This is a genomic window from Acinetobacter sp. P1(2023), assembly GCF_028367635.1.
GTDB lineage: Bacteria > Pseudomonadota > Gammaproteobacteria > Pseudomonadales > Moraxellaceae > Acinetobacter > Acinetobacter pittii_E.
The window spans coordinates 212,805-236,520 of record NZ_JAQNDD010000001.1 but is presented as its reverse complement, the minus strand read 5'-3'; the positions used below and the strand labels follow the sequence as shown (position 1 = coordinate 236,520).

Genomic DNA, 23,716 nt, shown 5'->3' with positions numbered 1-23,716 from the left:
GTTGAAAGGAGTTTTTTTATTAGAAATTACACATTGAACTGTTTCGGGTGAGGTCAGGGCCCCAAGTACGATAGCCTTGTGTATCGATATGAATCTGTCCTGAGCTATATAAGCCAATACCCATATTTAAGCTTTGACCATGCTGAGCCCAGAATTGACAAAGTTTAAACTTGGTATTTTCGATAAATGCATAATCTTGAGCTTGTGGAAACTCAGGACCAATACGGAAATCGATTGCCGAGTTAAATAAATGTTTAGATGAGCTTGCGCCACCCGCACATTCATTTAAAGGTAAATCTCGATAAACCGAAGTTACTTCAAAGTCAGTGAGAACTTTTGCTGCCACTAAATATTTAAATACGCGTAGGGTTGATAAAGAATTTCCCCATAGTTCGCGGTTAGGCACAGCATATTCTGAACGTCCACATTTTTGCCAATCACGTGCTGAGCGTAATAGCTCAAAGCTTGGCACAATACCTGCGACATTGTTTCGGGTTAAGAAATTTTCGTACTCACGAACACGCTGGTAATTTTCACCAGAACTTAACCAGTTTCGATAAGATGCAGGCTCAACTTTAGGGCGAATTGGGCGCTCGATAATAACGCGCTCTTGTGGAATAAAAATTCGTTTACCACTTGGAGAGGTTTTGCCTGTTGTTGTGTGTTGGGGAGAGCTGACACAACCTACCATAACCGCTGGGATTATGCATAAGGGTACCAAACTCTGCAAAAACTTCCGCATAAGAAAAATTAAGCACTTATAAATATTGCGGCTATTTTAATGCAAAACAGTGCACAAATTACGAGGAATTTGCAATGAAATGTTTGAATAGGGTATAAAAAAGATCAGCGGTTGCTGATCTTTTTTGAAATTACTTTTCAAGATATTGTAATTTATCAGGTTTGCCGTTCCATTCTTCACGGTCAGCTGGTTGGTCACCAATTTGAGTAATGTTAGGCCATTTTTGAGAAAGATCAGCATTTAATTCAATAAACACTTCTTGACCTTCTGGTAACTCATCTTCAGAGAAAATTGCATTTGCTGGGCACTCTGGTTCACATAATGCACAGTCAATACATTCATCCGGATTAATCACTAGGAAATTCGGACCTTCGTAGAAACAGTCAACAGGACAAACTTCTACGCAATCTTGGTATTTACATTTAATACAATTTTCAGTGACAACAAAGGTCATGGCGACAGCTACCTAAAAAATATGGTTTCATTTCGAATAGCTTATTTTAGGCAAAAAAGGGGTAAACAAACAATTGCTTTTATTGATATTCTTTATTCATGCATATGAAGATAAGTTAATACGTTGATAATCAAACAGATCTTCGAGGCTTAGGAGTTGCGAAACTATAAAATTAAAATAATAATATATTTTATAAAACAATAACTTAAAAAATATTTTATTTAATTATTTAGATGTCATTTAAGTCAAGGCATCTATTTTAATAAATACCTTAACTTTTCATTTTTCTTTCATAAATTTTGATTTTCTGCTTTTTTTGTTGAATAGCCCTTAAATTTTTAGCGCTAAACGTTACATAGTAAATGGATATCTTCGGGTTCGAGCTGCCAAAGTTGTTGATCTGGAGCACTTAACGGTTGCGCGCCATGCTTCATATAGAAGTCTACAGTGCGCCGACTTGGAGTTGCTGAAATATACAGTTGGTTTGCACCGAGTTGTTTGGCGGATGCTTTTGCAGCTTGCATTAGTTTTGCACCAATACCTTGACCTTGCTGGTCTGCATCGACGTAGAAATAGTGGAGTAATTTAGCATGAGGATAGTCTGCTATAACTTGGTTTGACACCACACTCACACCAATGAGTTTTTCATGGGCATCAAATGCACCTACAAATATTGAACCTTGTGCAAAGAGTTGTTTGAGCTTAGGTGGGTCATTTTCTAAATGATATGAATCCCAATATTGAACATCAAAAAAACAATCAACTAAATCTAGCTGCTGTTGATTTTGAATATACATTTGAGTAATTAACTCACGGCGGCTAATCTGCTGCCAAATAAGATCAATTTCTGAATGTTGTAGAGATCTTAAGATCATATAAATATTATTCTCCGATATGAATAAGCAGACCTAAGCCTGCTTATTCGGAAGTGCTTTATCAAGATTTGAGGGCAGCTTTCAGCTCATAGAGTTGTTCAAGTGCCTGACGAGGCGATAAATTATCGACTTCAATTTGCTTAAGTAAATCTAGAGCAGGGGATGAAACTTCGATCTCGACAACTTTCTCTATGATTTGTGAACCAGAGTTTGCATCTGGTGGAGCAAACAAATCATTTTGGAAACTGGTTTGTAGATGTTGCTGCTGCTGTTTCTCTAAGATACGCAAACGCTTCTGCGCTTCTTTAATAACATTGGCAGGAATACCGGCTAATTTTGCGACTTGTAAACCATGACTTTGACTCGCAGGGCCTTGCTGAACCTTATGCAATAAAATCAGGTTGCCGTTAAGCTCTTGCGCTGTCACATGATAATTATCGATTCCTGCTTCACTACCTAGCTCGGTTAACTCGAAATAATGAGTGGCAAATAAACATAAACATTTTACACGTTTAGTTAAATCAACTACGCATGCCCATGCTAAAGATAAACCGTCATAGGTACTAGTTCCGCGGCCCACCTCATCCATTAAAACCAGCGATTGATTGGTCGCATGGTGCAGAATTTGCGAAGTTTCGGTCATCTCAACCATAAAAGTAGATTTGCCTGTAGATAAGTCGTCGGCTGAACCAATACGGGTAAAGATTCGGTCAATTGGACCAAGTTTGACTGCCTTAGCCGGAACATAGCTACCGCAATAAGCAAGTAAACTGATTAATGCTGTTTGACGCATGAAGGTTGATTTACCGCCCATGTTTGGACCGGTAATAATCGCCATACGGTGCTGGGCATCAAGGAAAGTATCATTTGGGGTAAATGGTGCTTTATTTAATGCTTCAACAACAGGATGACGACCTGCCTGAATTTTAATGCCTGTTTCCGGTGTAAATTCAGGGCGTGCCCAATTGTTCAAACGTGCTTGATGGGCAAAGTTTGCAATTACATCAATTTGAGCAATTGCTGAACTCATCATTTGTAGATGTGCAATATTTTCACGAAGATTTTCAAGTAAAGCTTCGAATAATGCTTTTTCACGAGAGAGTGCACGTGACTCGCTCGATAGAACCTTATCTTCAAAACTCTTTAGCTCAGGGGTAATGTAGCGTTCAGCATTCTTTAAAGTCTGGCGACGAATATAGTCAGCAGGGGCTTGTTCTGCTTGAGCACGAGTCAATTCGATGTAGTAACCACTTACACGGTTATAGCCGATTTTAAGGGTATTAATGCCAGTACGTTCACGCTCTTTAATTTCTAAGTCAATTAAGAATTGGCCTGCATGATCGCGAATTTGACGTAATTCGTCGAGCTCAGCATCATATCCTTCTGCAATTACATTACCATCACGAAGTAATACAGGAGGATTTTCAACAATCGCTGCCATTAAGTGTTGATGAAGCGCTTTAAAATCTCCAAGATCTTGATCAAGTTGAACTAATAACTTAGATTTTTTTGCTTGAATGACTGGAGTTAACGCCGTTCTTAAAGCTGGAATTTGTGCACATGCGTGACGAAGTTGCACTAAATCACGTGGTCGCGCACTACCTAATGCAACACGGCTAAGTACACGTTCAATATCACCAATTTCTTTAAGCACTAAACGAACCGGGTTTTCGTGATATCCCTGAATGAGTTGCTCAATCGCATCTAAACGCGCATCTAGTAATGCAGTATCACGTACAGGTTGCATCAGTGTACGGCTGAGTAGACGGCCACCCATTGCAGTTTGGCAGTCATTTACCAGTTGGAATAATGAGGTGCCGTGTTCAAATAATGGCTCGATAATTTCTAGGTTACGGCGCGTGATTGGGTCGAGCGCAATAAAATCGGTACTTTGTTCAAGTTGAATTGAACGAATATGCGGTAATGCAGTTTTTTGCGTTTCTTTTGCATAGTGAATGAGTGCAGCGGCAGCAGCTTTAGCTAAAGGTAATGGGTCTAAACCAAAACCTGAAAGTGTTGATACCGTAAACTGATCACATAAAGTCTTTTGCGCATTATTTAGATTGAAATCTACATTTGGGCGTTTAGTAACAGGGCAATCTAAGTGCTTTTTAATTTGTTCGATAATATTGGTGTCGACCAAGTCTTCATCAATCAAGATTTCACTTGGCATTAAACGCGCAAGTTCAATAGGTAATTGTTCTGGCTTGTAATCTTGTTGTTGAACTTTAAAAATACCCGCGCTCAAGTCGAGTAAAGCAAAACCAATCTGGTTTTGATGAATGCATAAGGAAACGAGATTAGATGATTGATAACTGCTGAGTAATGCGTCATCAGTTAATGTACCAGGGGTCAGAATACGGACAACTTTACGTTCAACAGGGCCTTTACCTGTCACTTCTCCAACTTGTTCGCAAATGGCGACAGTGCGCCCAGCTTTGACAAGACGAGCAAGATAACCTTCTGCCGAGTGATAGGGAACACCTGCCATTGGAATAGGTCGACCACTGGCTTTACCACGATGGGTTAAAGTGATACCCAAAAGTTTGGCTGCTAAATGAGCGTCTTCAAAGAAGAGTTCATAAAAGTCACCCATACGGTAGAACAGCAACGCATGTTGATAGTCCGTTTTAACTTTGAGATATTGCTGCATCATAGGTGTATGAGAAGATAAGTCAGCCATGATTTCAGCGCTATTCATGTATGTTAAATCCTTAAATTTAAATAATAAATAAGTTAATTTTGAAAGTTTGGCTGTCCAACCAATTCTAACAACTTCTGTGCAAAACTGACCTAATGTAAGAAAAAAGTACACCTTTTCGTGTATCTTTTTATGTCAAAATTGAGTCAACAGTGTGTGAGAGCTTAACTTAAACTCTCACGGTTGCCATCTTAACAAATTGAGACTGATTGACAAAAAGGATTCCTAAATTGAATGAGGAAATAAACAACAAAAAGAAGGCAACCTTTCAGCCCATGTAATAGATAATTCCTTAAAAGTAATGACCAAGTATTTTGATTTATAATTCGATTATCTATAGTACCAAAATTACTTTATGCATATTACATACCACATTTGTAGTTAAAAAGAAGCTCATCGGAAGGTGGGCTTTTTATGGTCTATTGGGTTATAGGAAATTTTGAGTAAACATTTAAGTAAATAATTTTTATTTTTACCAAAAAGTAAAATTAACTTGTTAAAAAATATTTCATTTTATCTCTATTCATCCATAAATTTTGCGGATTAGTTATCAAAACCATAATTTTTTTATGTGTTTTTTTTGAAGACTTACTTAAAACTTTAATTACTTACATTCTGCTCTTATATACTTACTTTTTGATACATTTCTTGGGCCATAATCATACTTATAGAACAACGACTATTCATAATTTAGCACCTTATAACAATAGTACGGAGATAAGTAATGCCAAAGTATTTAGCTGTAGCAGAGAAAGTATATAAGAAGATTAAAAATGATGGCTTATACACTAATGACATTGCCGAGAACCTTAATTGTCTTATCAGCCAAATTAGAAAAGCCATTAAAGGAACAGAGTTTAAGCTCAAATATAACTATATTGATTTTGATGAGCTTTTAACCCGGCCGTTAAGTGAGTGTAAAGTTCAACTTGATCTAAGCGTTATGCCAAGATTTGAAAATGAAGGTGAGTATCTTCTTTGGTTGGCTGGTTTTATAGAACGAATTACAGAAGGAGGCAAAACTAAATTACCCCCTATTTCACAGTTTGTGCCGCCAGGTTTCAAGTTCTCTCATGATTCAATCCCTCTAGCGAAGGTTGTTCAAAAAGAAGAACATGCAGACATGATTATTAGTTATTTCAAATCCGAGGACTTTATTAAAACAAATAAAGTACCTTCATAAATTATAGAAGTGTCAGTCCATGATGCTTCTATATTCTGCTGATTTGTTTCAGCTACCGCCACTTGGGGCGGTTTTTTTTCAATAATGAGTATTAAAATTAAATATAGATAATGAAAGGTTAATAAATGGCAGATAAAGCAATTATAGATATTGCAAAAATTTTGGTCGCTCATCACTTTATTTTGAACAAAGAAAAATCATTTGATATAGAAAAAATTTTACTACCACTTATTGAAGGTTGGAGTGAATTTGGTGATAACGGACCAACTATAACCGTGGTTAGCGATCTAAAAGGTATTTCTTTTAAATCAGTGTCATTGAATAGTACTGTCGAGAACTTTATTACTTGGAGTGAAGTACCAAATGGATCTGATCTTAAAGTTGTACTGGAATTTATAGAAAGTATTCTTCGGCAATATTTCTATAAAGATGAGGTTTAAAAGCTTCTCTGAGTTTTGTGTAGCTTTCTATGAGAAGGAATTAAATTTTCTAAAAAAGTATGAAACATGTATTGAATTTATATATTTAAACTTTTAATATATATTTCATATATTACTGCGCTGAAAGTTTTTATTTTTGTGGCCCGTTTCTCTTATTGAGAAGCGGGTTTTTTAATATCTATAGTTTAAAAAAGTTTCATTAACGATAAGCACAGATCGAATTTTTTATTTTTTAGGAAAACTATATAACTCTTACAGTGCTTCTTTATTGTGGAGCAAATCCACGTGTATAGACCTAAAACTGGTGAAATCGCAAGTGATAACAATTGCACGAGAAGGGCAACGGACCATTAATTTCTTATCTGAGATTGATAGTCTTGATTACTGATAAGAGAACGAAATAAATTGCGCCTCATTAATTTTTGATTAGTAGTTTTTTTTCTAGATTGATATTGGACAGGCCTATTGTTCACTTAAATGATTAAATATTTTTAAATGATAAAGTTGAAATTAATTTAGAAAATTGCATGGCTATGAGATAAATGAATTACATCAAAACCATGCGATTTATAAATAAAGAGTTTTAAAGCCCTCGAAGCTTATTTAACGCGATACCAAGTTTGATTTCGGCCAATTGCAGAGATACCAATGTATCCACGAGCGGTAAGTTTTTCACCACTTGGTGATACTGTCACGCTAAAGCGATAGGTCTTATCTGATTGTGGGTCGAGAATAGATCCCTTGTCATATTTATTTTGGCTCACATATTTTAGATTCTTGACGATAGTTAAACCGATTAAAGATTTGTTTTTATAAGTGCCTTCACACATCGTACATTTATTGGCTTCATTTGGAACAAGTATTTTTTCGATGTTGGCAAAGAGGTTGCCGTTTTTATTTTCGCTAAATTTTACCAGTGCTCTTGGTTGATTGGTTGCGTCATCAATCGTTTTCCAAACACTGCCATGTAGTTTGTCCGAAGCAAATGAATGAATTGAATAAAAGCTGAGTAAAAGGAAGTATAAATATTTTTTCATATCAATATTTTCTCAAATTAAAAATTGATGGTTTTAAAGGTCTGAATTATTCATTTTAAATTTAACTTCATAGTTTTCTTAATATTGAATCGATAAGCTAAACAATATGTGAAGTTATAATCTATTTGTTGGAATATTATTTTGATCAGTTTTTTTATGCAATTGCGAGAATAGACAGAATGATTAAGCAAGGTTCAAAAGCAGATTAACAATGATTCGAAGTAATGGATAAAAAATCATTATTTCAGAGATAGGGAGAATTTTTTAAAGCTACACCAAATTATGGTGTAGCCAGCTGCTTCGATAAAACTAAGCACCACGCATTAATGCTGCCACTGCTTTTTCCAGAAATTGTAGGGTCACTGGTTTGAGCCAAGTTCCGTCAGCAAGGCTCGGTTCATTTTGCATTGCTTTACGGATTTTTTCTTGAGTACTTGGGTTTTTGCCTGCATAGCCTTGTAGCATAGAGAGCCATTGTTGCGCCAAACGCTTTGCTCCTTCACTATCTGGAGGGACCTCGGCATCAATCAATTTTTCAATATCGACCAATAATTGAGGCCATTTTTTCATCTCACGGATGTAATTTTCTTTTAGAAAAGCAAACTCCTCGTCAGATAAATAACGGGCAAATATACTCAGCTTACTCTCAGAAAAAGCTTTAAGTAAAAACTCAACGACTTCTGGCGTTACGCCTAATTTTTCCTGAAATTCAGGCTCGGCTGAGTTTATGGCATTTAGTTTAACTAACCATTCAGGGTTAGCTCGCGTATTGTGCTCAAGAGTTTTCATCCACTTACGAGCCAAGTCTTGAGCGGCTTCGCTATTAGATGGTTCGCCAGCATTAAATAGTGCATTTGCTGCTTGAGTTAACCCTTGCCATTCTTGGTGGCTTTTAGTGCCTGCTTGTAAGAAAGTCAGTTTTTCAAGCTCTTCTTTTGTAAAGTATTTTTTAAACATCGCGATAAGCTCCAGTGTTTTTAGCCAATCCTCCAAACCAAGCTCTTCACCACTTATGATCTGAGATTTAAGTTTGCTGAGCTGATTTCGCAATTTCTTTTGCTCTGTCAGCCTTTGATCAATTGCTTGAATCTGCTGATCAATAATCGGTAAAAGTGCAAGATTGGGGTCTTCAAGAACCGTATGGATTTCGGCTAACGACATTCCCAGTCCTCGTAATGCTTGAATCTGATGCAAACGAGTAATGTCTTTACGGGTGTATAGTCGATAACCAGCATCGGAACGGACCGAAGGCTGAAGTAAACCGATATCGTCATAGTGATGAAGAGCACGGACAGTAAGTCCTGTTTGCTTAGCCAATTCACCAACTTTTAACAGCATCTTTTTAGCTCCTTCTTCCTTAGGCGTGTTTTATGCTAGGGGCTTACGTTACGTGAGGGTCAACTACTTTAAATCATATTTTTTCATTATTTTCGCTTTAGTAAATATTCGAATTTATCTCTTTATTTAAATAATTACCTGAGTTTCATTGCGAGATCTTAAAAAAAGGTCTTTTAAAGTGAGTTGGTTTAATAATTCCTAATGAGCTCGTCTATCCAGTCAGAAAACACCCGTACTGCTGGTGAAAGAAAACGCTGATGTGGATAAAGTAAAGTCACGGCAACAGGTGGTGGACACCAGTCTTGTAATACTGCGATTAGTCGTTTTTCTTTTAAGTGATCTATCACAAGTCTTTCTGCAAGTTGAGCGAGGCCATATCCTTCAAGGCACATTTTGATATAAAGCTCAGTTTCATTAACGGCAACAGTACCATTCATTTGTACGGTTTTTTTTTCTTCATTTCGTACAAAGCGCATTTCACCAGCGTGTCTGTTGCTCCCTGAAAAATAATGAATAGCTCGGTGATGTTCCAAATCATTGGGAGTTTGTGGAAATCCATTTTCTTTTAAATATGCAGCTGAAGCGCATGTGACCCAGTGAAACTCACCAAGAGGGCGGGCTACCAGCGTGGAGTTCTCTAAATTTCCCATGCGGATTACACAGTCCACGCCTTCCTTAATCAGGTCTACTTGTCTATCGCTGACACCTATCATGAGATAAATATCAGGGTAACGCTGTTGAAACTCTTGCAGATTGGGCATGATGACCGAATGAGCAATGCCCGCAGGCATATCAACTCGTAATCGGCCCTGTGGCTGTTTGATGGCGTTAGTCAGGTTGGATTCGGTGTGTTCAATGAGGTCGATAATTTCTCGGCACTGGATGAGATATTCTGCTCCCTCTGGAGTCAGGCTAACCCGTCTCGTTGTCCTATTTAACAGGCGTACCTGTAAATACTTTTCAAGATTTTTAACTGTGCTGGTGACTGTTGAAGCGGGTAGTGAAAGTGCTTCTGCCGCGTGGATAAAGCTCCCAGCTTCTGCCACCCGAACAAAAATCTGCATTGCCTGAATACGATCTAATCTCATACCTTTGTCCCAATACTATACTCACACTCTTAGATTATTCGTTTTTACTGAATAATAAAAACAGTTTAACCAGCTTTTTCAGCATTATCACTTCAGATAGATTTTCAGCATACATTTGAGAAGTTGGAATAATGATGACTGATTACAACAGAAACATAGTGCAGCTGACTGAGTCTTCGCCAAATAGAACACTGATTCGCGGGGCGACGATCCTAAGCATGGATAGCGTAATTGGGAACATGGTTCGCGGAGATATTCTTATCGAGAACGGTACGATTATCGCCGTTGGTGAAAATTTAGAAGCCGAAGGTGCAGCTATTATTGATGCATCCAATATGATCGCGATGCCGGGTATGGTTGATACTCATCGACATTCATGGGAAGGACAATTACGACGGATTAATCCGAATGCCGAAAGCTTAGAAGACTATTGCAACGCGACGCATTATTCTTTTGCCAAGTATTATCGCCCAGCAGATATGTACATCGGTAATTTGCTTACAGCTCTAGGTTGTATAGATGCGGGTATCACAACATTGATTGATAACTCACACAATAGTCGCAGTGCGGCCCACTCTGATGCGGCTGTTGAAGCTTTACTAGATGCTGGTATTCGGGCTGTACACGCTTCTGGTGCACCAGTAACAGGAGATTGGGATAGAGCGAACTGGCCTAGTAATCTCGAACGTCTTCAAGAAAAATATTTTAAAAATAGTAAAAGCGGTTTGGTGTCATTAGCTGCCATGGCTCAGTTAGAACCCGAATTATGGGCTGAGGCACGCAGATTAGGGCTACCAATCATTACTGAATTTTTTGGTGGGGAAATGGCTGCTGCACTAGAGGGTCTGCATCAACAAGGTCTGCTAGGACCAGATAATATCTTTAACCACTGTACCTCGCTGCCAGACGCTGGATGGGAAATTTTGCGCGAAGCTGGAGTGCGAGTAAACGTATGCCCACGATCAGATGCTCACTATGGTATCGAAGACGGTATGTTTGCCATGCAATCGGCTCTACGTCATGGCATTAGACCTGGTTTGAGTGTAGATAATGAAACGTCTTATAGTGGCGATATGTTTATGGAAATGCATGTAGCATTTTACTTACAGCGTGTAATGGGCATGCACCAAAACAAATGTTGTGGCTCAGCACATTCGCCAGTGACCTTTCAAGCGCAAAACCTTCTAAAAGCTGCAACGGCTGATGGTGCCGCTTGTGCAGGTCTCCAAGAAAAAATCGGTAGCCTGAAACTTGGTAAACAGGCTGACTTGATATTGATTCGAACAGACGACATTAATCTTTATCCATCTGGTAATGCATTTGGCACGGTAGTTCACGCAACTGAGCGCAGCAATATTGATACAGTGATGATTGGCGGACGAATCGTTAAACGAGACGGTAAAGTTTTGGGTGTGGACAGCGAGCGACTACGTGCAGCGATTGATGAATCTCGCCAGCATCTTTTTGCTGCGGCTGGTTATACTCCAGATATTTTTGCCGAGACGTTTCTACCTCTTGAGTAAGTTGTATAAGAGGGAGCAAACACTATGTCTATAAATGTTATCTATTACCTCATGGCCTTTGCTGCAGGGCTGGGAATTACTCTACAGACCACGTTGAATGGCCAACTGGCAAAAGGTATAGGCGGAGATTCTGTTGCAGCGGCATTATTCTCGTTTACTGCTGGTGCCGTATGCCTTGGGATTTATTCTCTAATGCGAGGAGGAATAGCTACTTCGCTGATCGCTATTCCAACCCAGCCGTGGTGGACCCTTTTAGGTGGGGTTCTAGGTTCTTGCGCATTACTGAGCTATGTCGTCCTTGCGCCTAGAATTGGCTTATCTGCCCTGCTGGGGCTGGCAATTGCTGGACAAATTATCTCGTCATTGTTGATTGATCATTTTGGATTATTAGGGGCGGCCGAACGACCAGTTTCCATGTTTAAACTATGTGGAACACTGGTCATGCTGATAGGTCTAGGGATTGCTCTTTTCGGTGACAGATAAGAGGCTTTAAAACCAATATTGTTGATATAAAGTGACTTCAAGCCATTCCAGTCATGGGGTGGCAATATATTTCAGTCATTAAAGACCAGTGAGCCACCTAAACATTTAACAAATCAACAGCAATCGATATTCACCATCTTTTTCAACAGGCGCTCGATGAACACAAGGCAAAACCTTTTGAGTTGGATGATCTACGGCCAAACGCCAAATATGTCCTGTGCCTAAATTTACAGGTTGAGCATTCGGTTTAGGCTGATAATGCAAATCAAAGAAATACTCAGCCAAAAAGGCTTCAAATTCAGCTTCTGGGCCATCATGTAATTCTTTGAGCTTTTCTCTAATTTCTGGAATTAAAACTTTTTGTTCAACCTGATTATTGGGCACAATATCACTGGTAGCGCCGTGATAGGTACATAAGAATGTATCGGTTTCAATGGGCGAGCGATCAACATGAAATGAATATACATCTGTTGAAATGAAATCTAACTCTTCATCGCGTTCATAATGTTTAAGTAAGTTAAGTACTGGCGATGCGCCGAAATCAGTTAACTGCTCGATATCTTCTAAAATAGTTTTTCTTGCCAGATTGCCTTTTTCTGAAAGTTGTAGCGCTAAAAGGTCTTCAACAGAAACTTCTGTAATATTTTCTTTTAACTGAAGCTTATTCACAATCTCTTTAAAGTCGCCAACCAAATTTCTGTGCCAGCAAATCGCATTTGTTTCTCCTTGAAACTTTGTATTTACAAGTTCAGGGAAACTAGACACTTGTCTAATTTGTTTGCTGTCAGAAAACGCATTCTTCATAGGAGAATTAAATAAAATAATAGAGCATGTCTAATATTATAGCCTGAGCTTAGCCCAAAAATATTCCCTTGCAATTTATTAAGCCAGCTTAGACTTACTTCAGAAGAACATTATTTGCCTCTGAAGTAAGGTCTTTAAATGACGGGTAATTTATTTACCACTCATATTTAACACCCACTCGGAAATTGGTCGGAGCGCCGTAATAGCTATTTGTGGTGGCTAAATGGTATTTCTCATTAAATAAGTTATTAACATTAAAGTTGAGCATTAAATTATTGTTGACCTTATAACGTGCCATTAAGTCGACTAAAGCGTAACTTTCTTGAGTAAACCGACCTGTTGCAGAGACCGCATTTTTTTCATAAATTTCGCTTTGCCAACGAACACCGCCACCAATAGTGAGGGCTTCATCAAGATAAGGCAGGGTATAGGTGGTAAACAGTTTGACTGTGTTATTTGGCACACCGGTATTTAATCGGTTGTCTTGGCTATCTTTTGATAAGTTACGGCTAAAGCTTGTGGAAACTTGCCATAAATCAGTCAACTTACCTGTCGCTTCAATTTCAAAGCCGCGACTTTTGGTGCCAGATTCTGTTCGATAGGCTTGTGAACCATCTGGAGCAAATACATCTGCTAATGCAATCGCTGTATTGTCCTCTTTAGTTTGATAAATAGCAGCGCCAACATTTAATTGATTATCAAAAAACTCACCCTTAATACCCAGCTCGGTACTATTACCTATTAATGGGTCTATGTATTCGCCAGTAACAGCTTTCTTATCTTGTGGTGAAAAAATATTGGTGTAGCTTGCATACGCAGTCCAGTTGTCAGTGAAATCATAGGTAATGCCCACATAAGGAATCACCTTGCCACTTTCTTCTTGTGTTGTGTAGGTGGTCTTATTATCAGCATCTGAATGGTTGCCAGTTACGCGCTCCCAATCTTCAATTCGAGTGCCTAAAATGACTGCAAGATTGTCGGTTGCTTTAAGACGAACAGCACCAAAAATAGATTGGCTACGATCATCGCCACTGTACCAACCATCTATTTTTGTTTCGGGGCGGTTAGGTGTACTGCCATCCCAAGCAAAAATATTTTTTAGAGTTCCATCCCATGTCATTCCGTTATTCCAGCCCGAATAGGTTGGACGTTTATTTTTGCTTTTTGTGTAAGTTGTGCCTAACACCACCTCATGAATTTGATTAAACAAATCAAATGAACCGTTTAAGGTTAAATTGAATAAGTCTTGAGTAGGGCGATAATCCCAACGGGTTGCATACAACATTGCCCCGCTACCAGTAGCTTTATCAATCCCTTTACTTGAGAAGGTATAACCTACAATTTCATCCGAATCTGTAATGGTTCTAGACACCATACCTTTTAATTTCCAGCGGTCATTAAACTGGTGTTCAATATCAGCAAAGTAAGATGTCGTTGAGCGGTCTGAACCTGTCCAACTTGCTGCCGCTGAATCTGAACGGGACCAATTAATGAGTGTGCCATTTGTATAAAAGCTTGGTAAACCACCTCTAGCGACCCCAGTCAAATCAATTTGCTGGTAACTTGCACCTAAACTTGTTTTGGTTTGTTCAGTTAAATCAGCTTCTACTACTGCATAAGCAACTTTACGTTCTTCGTTGTAGCGGTCAATATAAGAGTCTGACTTTTGGTAGGCAAAAAGAGTACGGCCACGAATACTTCCAGATTCATTAAGAGGTGTAGAAACATCAATATCGGTACGATAAGAATCCCATGAACCAATGTCAGCACTTACCGAAGCCTTAAAGTCCTGTAATGGTTTTTTCCGAACCAGATTAATACTTGCGCTTGCACTGCCAGCACCTGTCATTAAGCCATTTGCACCTCGCACGACTTCGACACGATCAAATAAAGCCATGTCCTGACTTTGGAAAATACTTGCATATGAACTCATGAGCTTCACGCCATCGAGTAAATAGCTATCTACTTCTTTGCCACGAGCATAAATAGGTGAGTTATCACTACCAATATTCCCACCTTGTTTAATAGAAAGACCTGCTGCCTGACTGACAACATCGGTTAATTGCGTTAAGTTCTGATCTTTCATTTGTTGATTGGTGATGACACTGACCAGCTGAGGGGTTTCTTTCAAACTTAACGCTAAGCCAGTAGAGGCAGTGGTCGCTTTCGCCGTATATAAACCAGAACCTTCGGTTATTAAATTTTCGCCATGATCAGCATTAACATGAATCGTTGCTAAATGTGCCGTACCTGTTTCACTGCCTGCCGTATCAAATTCATTATTGTTATTTGCTTTAGTTTTAATGGCTTCTAACTGAAAAACTTTGGGTTCAATTGGAGCGGGTGGAGCCTTCACTCGGATGCTGTAACCGCCATTGTTTACCTTAACAGCTTCAAATGGATGACTTTGTAATAACAGACTTAATGCATCTTCAACAGCGTAATTGCCTTGTAGCCCTTTGCTTTTTGTTTTTGAAAGACTGGCATTATCGTAGCTAATGGTTGTGCCTGTTTGAATCGCCAGTTGTTTAATGGCCTGATCAAGCGTGCTCTGGCGAATTGAAATACTGTAAGTTTGTGCAGCGTAAATAGACGTTGAGGTAAGCGCCGTGACCACCAATGGCGTACTCCATAGCACTGCACGTATAGCCAAAGCCAATTTACTTTTTGCTTGATAATCCTTCATGTGGTCTTCTCGACAGGGAGTGTATTTCTCTATAAGTCGAACCAGATCAAAAAAAGGGTCACATTTTTTATCTTTTTTTAATATTTAACAAATATTGGCTGTAATAATTCAGTTCAAGTTGGTGACTATAGGCCAAAGTTTCTAAGCTTTGCTCGGGGTTCTTTAGAGAAAATACCCCAGAAATTTTTAGATTTTTTAATTCTGAGTCGAGATGGTAAGTTCCTTTTTTATAACGGAATAGCTCATCCAGCACTTTTTGAAGTGGCCATTGGTCTACGACTAAAAGCTGTTGGGTCCAATAGGGCTGATCGTTATCGAGAGGAAGTGCTTTTGAGATATATTTTTCATCAAAAAAAGCACGCTGACCTTGTTTTAATATTTGGCGTTTAGAAGCGTTCTCTGGCTCAATGGCTACCGCATGTTTATAAACTTTAACTTTGGTTTGTTTGCTATTTTCTTGGCGAACAGTAAATTGAGTACCTAAGGCTTCTACTGAACCATTTTTGGTTTCGACAATAAATGGCCGATGTTGAGCATCCTTTGCCGTTTCAATATAAATTTCTCCATCAATCAGCTTTATCTGACGTTTCTCTTGCGTGAAATTTACATCGACATAGCAATCACTTGCCATAATCAGTTGAGAACCATCCTTTAACGATACTTTTTTAATTTCACCCACTTTGGTGTGATAGTCCGACTGCCATTTTTCCCAAGGTATGAAATAGGCAGACAAGCCAACGATCATCAAACCTGAAAGGCTTAACAGCATATTGCGTTTTGCAGCAAGATTAAATTTTTGATTAGACTGAACTAAAGCTTCGGAAGGGAAGTTACCCGCAAGGTTTGATAAACCGTGGCTAAATTTTTCCATTTGCTGGAGTGCTAGTTGGTGTTCTTTTTTTTCGGCTTTCCATTGCTCAAATTGTTGCTGCTGTAATGCTGTCATTTCACCCGAATGTAACAGTACCAACCAATCTGCGGCTGCATCTAAAACATGATGAGGGATTTTTTTAATAGCTGACATACAGTAGAAATTTGAGCGCGTTAAAGGGGTTAATTATAGAGGTCTATACAAGCCAAAAAAGCGTGTTTCATATCTCTTTTCACAGTGGCTTCAGAAATATTCATTTTTTCACTAATTTCTCGATAAGTCATGCCGTCTAGTTGGGACATCAAAAAGACCTGAGCCGTGCGGGGAGGTAGTTTTTCTAATATTAAATGAACCTGATATAGGGTTTCTTGAATATAAACTTCATGTTCAGCAGAGGGATAATATTCTTCTGGAAGGTTCTGTAGGGCGTCTAGATAGAGGTTTTCAATATGCTGACGGCGCCAATAGTCAATCATGACGTGCTTGGCGATCCCCATAAGCCATGCCTGTGGTTCCTTAATTTTTTGAAAACAATATTCGCTTTTTAAAGCACGATAAAACACTTCCTGACTCAGGTCTTCAGATTGATGATGGTGCTGAAGTTTGTGTTTAAACCATGATAAAAGCGTAGTTTGCTGAGAACGGTAAATTTGGCTAAACCATACCTGTTTCTCTACATTGAGGTTCATAGCAGCGGAGTCCACAAATTGGCAATGAGTAGCACAATTAAACACACAGTTAAATTATTCTTAAATAGTAATGATAATTATTATTAATATCAATAAATAGAGATCTATATTCTAAAAATTCTTATGCTCTAATTTTTCGCTATTTAGGGCCTGTACCTTAGTCGCAGACACATGTATCGTTAGGGGATGATCCTTTAAAATTATAAGGTGTTTGATAAGCAACATCGTTCAATTAAACAACCAAACTATACCACCACGATAAAACAACAACAGTCTCAAGATGAGTCGTATAAATAACAAGGAATAAAACATTTTGTTTTATTGGTGAATCTTGAAGTGGGGTATCAATGATCCAGATGGGGGTCTATGAAAAAATATTTTATGGTTGATTTATTTATGATAGCTTCGTCTTACTTTAAAAAACGCAAAAAAAATTACCGTACCGTAAAGGATCAGCAGCTTACAATCGCCGCAAAAGCAAATATCTTCATTTGTATTATTTTTTGTTTGTTTTGGACCATATATTTTGCATTCGCACAAATGTGGTTAATTGTGGGTATGGATATCATTTTTACACTGATCTCCATATTTAGCCTTTGTCTTATTTATATAAATCGTATTTCAGCGGGCATTCTTTTATCTCAAGTTGTTTTGCTAGTTTTTCCAGTCATTTTTTGCTTATTTTTTGATGTGGCAACCAATGACCGTCCGCAAGTGGCCCAATTGTTTTTACCTGCTGGAGCGATATTGGGGTATTTAAATTACCGTAGAAATCCAAGCTATTTACAATTTATTTTAATTTTATTGTCGATTGGGTGTTTTATATTTTTTAGTGGAACCTCTTTTAATCTTGAGAGTGCTATACCGCTATCTGAAGATATTCGTGACCATGGGGGATGGATTGCAACGTGTGTAGCGACACTCATGATTTGTATTTCAATCTATACCATGCAATTAGAAATACAAACCGAAAACTCGATGGTGCAAGACCTACGTTTAGCACTTGCGAAAGAACAATTTGAGCTTTTCTATCAACCACAAATAGATTCTTCCGAAAGGCTGATTGGTGCGGAAGCTCTGCTCAGATGGCGTCATCCTGTTTTAGGTTATGTTCCAACACCAGACTTTATTCCAGCAGCTGAAAATTATGGATTAATGCCAGAGATTGGGGAGTGGGTATTAACTCAGGGCTGCAAAGTTTTACAAGATTGGAGTAAAAAAGCCGAGACCAAAGATCTTACGCTTTCAATTAATATTAGTGCTGATCATTTTATGCAGCCCACCTTTGAGCAAACGTTGATTGATTTGGTTCTGCAATACGGCATAAATCCATCTCGGCTCATTTTAGAAATTACTGAAAATATTGCTTTAAATAATTGTGTAAGCATGATTGAAAAAATGCATTTCCTCTCAAAAAATGGAATCCAACTTTCTCTTGATGATTTTGGTACAGGTTATTCATCTTTAAGCTATTTACAGAAAATGCCGATTAAACAAATCAAAATTGATCGTAGCTTTGTGCAGGCAGCTTTGGAGGATAAGCGCAGTAATAAATTAGTCACAGGCATTATCAAAATTGGACTAGATCTGAACCTTCGAGTGTTGGTAGAAGGCATTGAAACGACTGAACAATTTAATACTTTTAAAGATAATGGCTGCACTGAGTTTCAAGGTTATTTATGGGGCTGCCCGAAGTCTTTAAATGATTTTATGGAACAATTGCCATATTTCAAAAAGTAAATAAAAGGGTAATTCGGCAACCCTAATATTATGGCAAAACTCTAAATATAAGAGATCTGTCTTTGTCACAATGAATACAACTTAGGGCGTTTCAATACTTGGTGTAAACACTTTATAAATATTAATATTTCTACTCTTTAAATAAGTTTGAATTAATCATAAGGGGTAAACCAAGACTACTTAATAAACTCGTTCGAGAATTTGATACATTCTTAGTTTCTGAATTAATAAGCTCGATAAATTCTTTATTAAATTGTTTTCTAGGATATTTTTCTAAAATTTCCTTTCGAAAAGATAGGGGGAGTTTATATAGACTGTCGCTAATCACATCACAGGATGCACCTTGCTGCAATAGCGTAATTTCTGCTGGGTCAGAATGATCTATATAGCCATTCATATGTAAGCAGATAGCATCTTTAATAACTTCACTTTTTTTCTCATCGAAGCTATGTTCTTTAGCCTTTTGCTCAAATTGATTAGCACTCTCATAGGTAAAACAGTTACAACCTTTACTATGAATATGTTGCTCAGTTAATCCAATATCATGAAAAAGTGAGGCTATTAAAAGTGACTCATCATCAAATTGCCGTTTTTGTATATTGCCTAAAGCAGCCCCCCAGAAATAAGTCCGCCATGAATGATTGTAGATAGATATATTTGCTTTAGCCCCTAGTTCATCAAGCGCGACTTTAACCATTTGAGTATCTGGTATTACGATCTGATTAACATCAAAATCGCTAGAAGTTTTGAACCGAAAGTAATTTATTTTTATAGAGGCCATAACACTTGGCAGCATAATTTTTTGAATTAACTTAATTTTGTCTTTGAAGCTGAGCTGACCATTGGTAGCTTGCATCCAGTGATACGAACCAATTCTTTTAGTTTTCATTATTAGATCTCATTTTAGAGTAATTACTCTAAAATATTGCCATAGATGATTTTTTGCAAGTTTTCTCTCTTAAGACATCGATAGAGCTTTGATTGATAGGAATTTTATAAACCCCAATTTAACAATAAATTTTAATTATTTATCCTTACTTTTTAATGATCTATTTTAAAACAAATGTCATTTTGTGTGCTTGACTGAAAGAGGTGTGAATATTATTCTGCGCTTGCTGGCCTACATTGCCAGACGGTTTTAGCAGACCGTATACGACCGCATCAGAATTTATCCCTTCTGAGGGGTAGTCTTATGCGTAGACTCCTCGTCTCCTCCCGTAGCGGTAGGACGGGAGAGGGACACCCTCGGGTGTGCTGGTTGTCGTACCAGTCTGCTAACCCTCTTTCGTTCTGCCACCATAATTTATAATGTTTTGGCAGGACTCCAATTAAAAAGGAGTTGGTTTTGCACATCCATTATTTCTTGGCAGCCTTTGCCAAAAGCTATAACGACACAACTTAAACTTTTAAAGCAGTTTGATCGCCGTAAGGTTTTCAGGCTTTAAATCGCTTCGTTTAAAAACTTAACTAACAATAAAACTTGAGATGTGCCAAGCACAGTCTTTACGGGCTTTGCTATGCCTTTTTTCTCCCAAAAAAGTATCTCATTTAGAAACAACAAGAATTTATAACGGTAAAAACTATGCCACATTCAGATCTTTCATTTCGTGCTTTAAGCGTGCTTCACACCTCAAGATTTCTTTTTAATAAATACGGTTTTCACAATGTTGGAATAGACCGAATTATCGAGTCGTCAAAAACACCCAAAGCGACTTTTTATAATTACTTTCATTCAAAAGAGCGCCTTATTGAAATGAGCTTAAGTTTTCAAAAGGAAGGGCTTAAACATGCGGTCATTTCGATTATTTACGTGGATAAAGATTTAACATTGGTTGAAAAACTTCGAAAAATTTACTTTTTACATGCCGATTTAGATGGGCTTTATCATTTGCCGTTTAAAGCCATTTTTGAAATTGCAAAATCACATCCAAAGGCATATCAGCTTGTAGTTGATTATAGAAACTGGTTTATCAATGAAATCTACAACTTGCTTCTAACAGTAAAAAGTACTGCCACAAAGCAAGATGCCCACATGTTCTTGTTTGTGATTGATGGGGCGATGGTTCAACTTTTAGACCCAAACAAACCAGATGAAAGAGAGCGGTTACTTGAGTATTTCTTGATAGGGATTTAAGAATTTTTTGCTTACTTAATGCCTAACTATTAAATAGGATATGTCATTTTTAGACAAAGTTGATGTCATTGATGCACAAGTTAGACCATATATAAATATGTTGAAATCAGATTTATCAGATGTCATTGGAATGAATTATAAACCCTAATATTATAAAAGTTATTAAATATAATTTATTAATATATTGGGGTAAATATTTAAAAAAATACTAAGATTTTAAAATATCGAGGAGAGATAAAAGTAATTATTTTAATAAGTTATTAATTAGAAGGTTCTAAGACTTGAAAATGGATTAATCATAAGGAAAGGATTCTATGTATATACCTAAACAAGGATGTATAGGTGCGCTCGTGCTTTTATATAGTATAAATGCAAATGCAGAAGTTAACCTAAAAGATAATTTTAAGTTTACAGCTAATTTTATTGATTTAGCCATGTATAGCCAAGAAAGTTCTGTAGATGATAATTTTACTAATTCAGCAGGTTTATTTCTAAATACTGAAATTAAATTAGCAAATGAAAATTATGATTTAGGCGTTTTAAAAGCACAGTATGTATTTAATGGTTTAAATGATGATGCACAGCTAAATACCTCAAACAATTGGTTTGGAGGAGTTGGAAGTTATGTCGGAGGCGCAATTGCTGCCAATGATTTGGCTTCATCCCAACTTAGTTTGCTCACTTGGGATAAGTATTGGAATGATAAGACATTATATACTTCTGTTGGGCGTACTAACCTAAGAAGATATTTCCTCTATAACAACTGTCAAAATATTCTGTTATGTACTGACCCGATTAAAGGGGCAATGGGTTCATTGCCTACTAACTATGCGTATTGGGGCGGTTACGCCAAATATAATTTTTCAGATAATATCTACATGCATGCAGGAATTTTTGAAGTAAACACAGATGATTATGTTTATAAGAAGAAAGGATTAGATTTCTCCTTTCATCACCAACTAGGTTATACCCAAGTATATGGTGTGGGATATAAAGACAAAAATAGTAAAGCAGAGTTATTATATTTTTATAATAACTCTGAATATCGGAATGCATATACTCAAGAAAAATATAACGGTACAGATGGTTTAAATTTTAGATTTAATCATGATTTTAGTAATCAGAATATTCCAACTGTATTTGGTGCTTATTCATATATTGATGAGAAAAACCAACCTTATAAAAATTATTGGGAACTTGGGCTAAGCTATAAAATTAATCAAGGTAAGAATCATTTAGGTGTGAAGTTTGGTCAGTCTCAGCTCAATGATGATTATGTTTTAATGACCCAAAAAATTAATGGTAATGATAATAAAACAACCTCTTTTCTTTCTTTAGATACCGATATTAATTACAAACGTTTAACTTTAAGCCCATTCGTACAATACATCTGGAACCCAGATAACTACTACCGTTCTACAGGAAAAACCTTCAACAATAATGTGATTGTGGGTTTAGTCACTCAAATTAAGCTCTACTAAGGGAAAAAAGAGATGAAGATTACAAAAATGAGCCTGCTATTCACAGGTCTATTCGTCAGTAGTGTCGCTTGCGCTGAATATAGTTGTCAGCAGCTTGAACTAACAGACTGTCCAACCACAGTTGATAAAAAATTACCTGATCCACATGATATGTTGACATGGACACAACAACAAAGGGTGGTTGGCTTTCGAAATACCTTCCGTAGTTATGATGGCAGTGTTTTTCATCCTGATAAGAAAAACGTGCTTGAACTACCAAAATTAAAGAACAGTATAAAAAATAAGGATATTCATTATTCGGTAGACGGGAAAAACTATAATTTAAATGATTACTTAAAAAGCCAAAGTGTGGCAGGTCTAATTGTATTAAAAGATGGCAAAGTTGCTTATGAATACTACGGCCAAGGCAATAATGAGACAACTCTATGGACTTCTCGTTCAGTTGCTAAGTCTATTGTGGCAACACTGATAGGAGTCGCTATTCAACAAGGTAAAATCAAATCGGTAGATGATCCCATCATTCAATATTTACCTGATTTGAAAGGAACTGCTTGGGAAAAAGTGTCATTAAAACAACTGTTACAACACACCTCAGGTGTTGAATGGAATGAAAACTATAAAGATCCAAATTCAGATTTTGCAAAAATGACTTATTGTGAAGCAGCTAAGGATCCAGATGCTTGTGTCTATAAAAATGTGAAAAATTTAAAATCTAAATATAAACCAGGAACGGTATGGTCATATAGCACAGGTGGTGCATATCTGGTGGGTAAAGTCTTAGAAGCTGCAACCCATGAAAATATTGCTAAATATCTTGAAAACACTATCTGGAAACGGGTAGGTATGGAGCGAGAAGGTGTTTGGCAGTCCTATACCCGCAATCAAGTTGATATGGGTGGCCATGGGTTTAATGCAACTTTGCGTGATTACGCACGTTTCGGACAATTTATATTGAATGAAGGGCGTGTTTCTAATGGCGAAAAAATGTTACCTGCTGGTTGGACCGCACAAGCAACTGCATGGAATCAAGCGAAAGGTTCTATCTCTGAAAACTATCCAAACGGAATATATGGTTTTCAATGGTGGAACTCACACGCCAAAAAAGGTTCACCATTAACGACTCAAAATTCTGATGCCACTTTTTGGGGATTGGGTATCTTTGGGCAGATGCTAGCTATTAACCCTAAAGATAAGATTGTAATGATGCAGTGGAGTACATGGGAAACTGCAATGCCTTCTGCCCAACTTGATAATGAAAAAAGCTTATTTTTTAATGCAGTAACTCAGCATCTTACCCAGAAAAAATAAGCGATCTTTCTATGGCTTAGGCAGTCACTAAATTTTAACTTGATAGCTTGGAAATATCTAAAAGTTCCCTTTAAAAGTGCTCTTTTCAACAGGAAAGGGCACAAATAAAATAATTATATATTTCATCCAAAGAAATTTT

General features: G+C 37.4%; 20 protein-coding genes. 8 read left to right on the top strand and 12 right to left on the bottom strand.

What is annotated here, in order from left to right; genetic code table 11:
* Window positions 1-19: 19 nt before the first annotated feature.
* From POD11_RS01040 to mutS, 4 genes are all read right to left on the bottom strand, one after another.
* Entirely contained in the window at window positions 20-742 is a 723-nt protein-coding gene (locus tag POD11_RS01040) for a D-Ala-D-Ala carboxypeptidase family metallohydrolase (RefSeq protein WP_239969079.1), read from the bottom strand.
* 130 nt (window positions 743-872) lie between these two features.
* Complete coding sequence (gene fdxA, locus POD11_RS01035; RefSeq protein ID WP_003650851.1) at window positions 873-1,196, bottom strand: ferredoxin FdxA; 324 nt, start codon at window positions 1,194-1,196, stop codon at window positions 873-875.
* A gap of 344 nt (window positions 1,197-1,540) precedes the next feature.
* Window positions 1,541-2,071, bottom strand: a complete 531-nt coding sequence (locus POD11_RS01030; RefSeq protein ID WP_262456019.1) for a GNAT family N-acetyltransferase — start codon at window positions 2,069-2,071, stop codon at window positions 1,541-1,543.
* Between the two features lie 61 nt (window positions 2,072-2,132).
* Window positions 2,133-4,772, bottom strand: a complete 2,640-nt coding sequence (gene mutS / locus POD11_RS01025) for a DNA mismatch repair protein MutS (RefSeq protein ID WP_262456018.1) — start codon at window positions 4,770-4,772, stop codon at window positions 2,133-2,135.
* 724 nt (window positions 4,773-5,496) lie between these two features.
* Here mutS and POD11_RS01020 point away from each other — a divergent pair.
* Both POD11_RS01020 and POD11_RS01015 read left to right on the top strand, forming a co-directional pair.
* On the top strand, window positions 5,497-5,955 hold the full coding sequence (locus tag POD11_RS01020; RefSeq protein ID WP_239969085.1) for a hypothetical protein: 459 nt from the start codon (window positions 5,497-5,499) through the stop codon (window positions 5,953-5,955).
* A 125-nt stretch (window positions 5,956-6,080) separates the two neighbouring features.
* Window positions 6,081-6,395, top strand: coding sequence for a hypothetical protein (locus POD11_RS01015; protein ID WP_262456017.1), 315 nt, complete (start codon window positions 6,081-6,083; stop codon window positions 6,393-6,395).
* A 599-nt stretch (window positions 6,396-6,994) separates the two neighbouring features.
* Here POD11_RS01015 and POD11_RS01010 read toward each other — a convergent pair.
* The 3 genes from POD11_RS01010 to POD11_RS01000 all read right to left on the bottom strand — a co-directional run bounded on the left by POD11_RS01010 (window position 6,995) and on the right by POD11_RS01000 (window position 9,858).
* Window positions 6,995-7,432, bottom strand: coding sequence for a DUF2147 domain-containing protein (locus POD11_RS01010; RefSeq protein WP_262456016.1), 438 nt, complete (start codon window positions 7,430-7,432; stop codon window positions 6,995-6,997).
* 309 nt (window positions 7,433-7,741) lie between these two features.
* Window positions 7,742-8,770, bottom strand: a complete 1,029-nt coding sequence (locus tag POD11_RS01005) for a MerR family transcriptional regulator (RefSeq protein WP_262456015.1) — start codon at window positions 8,768-8,770, stop codon at window positions 7,742-7,744.
* 188 nt (window positions 8,771-8,958) lie between these two features.
* Window positions 8,959-9,858 (bottom strand): LysR family transcriptional regulator, encoded by a 900-nt coding sequence (locus POD11_RS01000; protein ID WP_125739024.1) that lies wholly within the window; start codon window positions 9,856-9,858, stop codon window positions 8,959-8,961.
* A gap of 134 nt (window positions 9,859-9,992) precedes the next feature.
* Between POD11_RS01000 and POD11_RS00995 the strand changes: the two genes are divergently transcribed.
* Window positions 9,993-11,381 (top strand): amidohydrolase family protein, encoded by a 1,389-nt coding sequence (locus POD11_RS00995; protein WP_316249930.1) that lies wholly within the window; start codon window positions 9,993-9,995, stop codon window positions 11,379-11,381.
* Window positions 11,382-11,405: 24 nt separating this feature from the next.
* Complete coding sequence (locus POD11_RS00990; RefSeq protein ID WP_262456013.1) at window positions 11,406-11,864, top strand: DMT family transporter; 459 nt, start codon at window positions 11,406-11,408, stop codon at window positions 11,862-11,864.
* Window positions 11,865-11,969: 105 nt separating this feature from the next.
* On the opposite strand, the gene POD11_RS00985 is transcribed toward POD11_RS00990, so the two are convergent.
* The 4 genes from POD11_RS00985 to POD11_RS00970 form a co-directional block, all read right to left on the bottom strand.
* Window positions 11,970-12,668 (bottom strand): DUF1826 domain-containing protein, encoded by a 699-nt coding sequence (locus POD11_RS00985; protein WP_144731088.1) that lies wholly within the window; start codon window positions 12,666-12,668, stop codon window positions 11,970-11,972.
* Between the two features lie 154 nt (window positions 12,669-12,822).
* Window positions 12,823-15,354 carry a TonB-dependent siderophore receptor gene (locus POD11_RS00980; RefSeq protein WP_262456012.1) on the bottom strand — a complete coding sequence of 844 codons (2,532 nt, stop codon included), beginning with the start codon at window positions 15,352-15,354 and terminating at the stop codon, window positions 12,823-12,825.
* A gap of 67 nt (window positions 15,355-15,421) precedes the next feature.
* Window positions 15,422-16,378 carry a FecR domain-containing protein gene (locus POD11_RS00975; RefSeq protein WP_262456010.1) on the bottom strand — a complete coding sequence of 319 codons (957 nt, stop codon included), beginning with the start codon at window positions 16,376-16,378 and terminating at the stop codon, window positions 15,422-15,424.
* Window positions 16,379-16,407: 29 nt separating this feature from the next.
* Window positions 16,408-16,914 carry an RNA polymerase sigma factor gene (locus POD11_RS00970; protein WP_262456009.1) on the bottom strand — a complete coding sequence of 169 codons (507 nt, stop codon included), beginning with the start codon at window positions 16,912-16,914 and terminating at the stop codon, window positions 16,408-16,410.
* Between the two features lie 366 nt (window positions 16,915-17,280).
* Here POD11_RS00970 and POD11_RS00965 point away from each other — a divergent pair, with 366 nt between their 5' ends.
* Window positions 17,281-18,654, top strand: coding sequence for a putative bifunctional diguanylate cyclase/phosphodiesterase (locus POD11_RS00965; protein WP_262456007.1), 1,374 nt, complete (start codon window positions 17,281-17,283; stop codon window positions 18,652-18,654).
* 130 nt (window positions 18,655-18,784) lie between these two features.
* On the opposite strand, the gene POD11_RS00960 is transcribed toward POD11_RS00965, so the two are convergent.
* Entirely contained in the window at window positions 18,785-19,543 is a 759-nt protein-coding gene (locus tag POD11_RS00960; RefSeq protein WP_262456006.1) for an HD domain-containing protein, read from the bottom strand.
* Window positions 19,544-20,236: 693 nt separating this feature from the next.
* Between POD11_RS00960 and POD11_RS00955 the strand changes: the two genes are divergently transcribed.
* From POD11_RS00955 to POD11_RS00945, 3 genes are all read left to right on the top strand, one after another.
* The gene (locus POD11_RS00955) at window positions 20,237-20,788 is read left to right on the top strand and encodes a TetR/AcrR family transcriptional regulator (RefSeq protein WP_262456005.1); all 552 of its coding nucleotides are present in this window, start codon (window positions 20,237-20,239) and stop codon (window positions 20,786-20,788) included.
* Between the two features lie 314 nt (window positions 20,789-21,102).
* Window positions 21,103-22,269: a carbohydrate porin gene (locus POD11_RS00950; protein ID WP_262456004.1), complete on the top strand. Its 1,167-nt coding sequence runs from the start codon at window positions 21,103-21,105 to the stop codon at window positions 22,267-22,269.
* A 12-nt stretch (window positions 22,270-22,281) separates the two neighbouring features.
* The gene (locus POD11_RS00945; RefSeq protein ID WP_262456003.1) at window positions 22,282-23,577 is read left to right on the top strand and encodes a serine hydrolase domain-containing protein; all 1,296 of its coding nucleotides are present in this window, start codon (window positions 22,282-22,284) and stop codon (window positions 23,575-23,577) included.
* Window positions 23,578-23,716 lie beyond the last annotated feature (139 nt).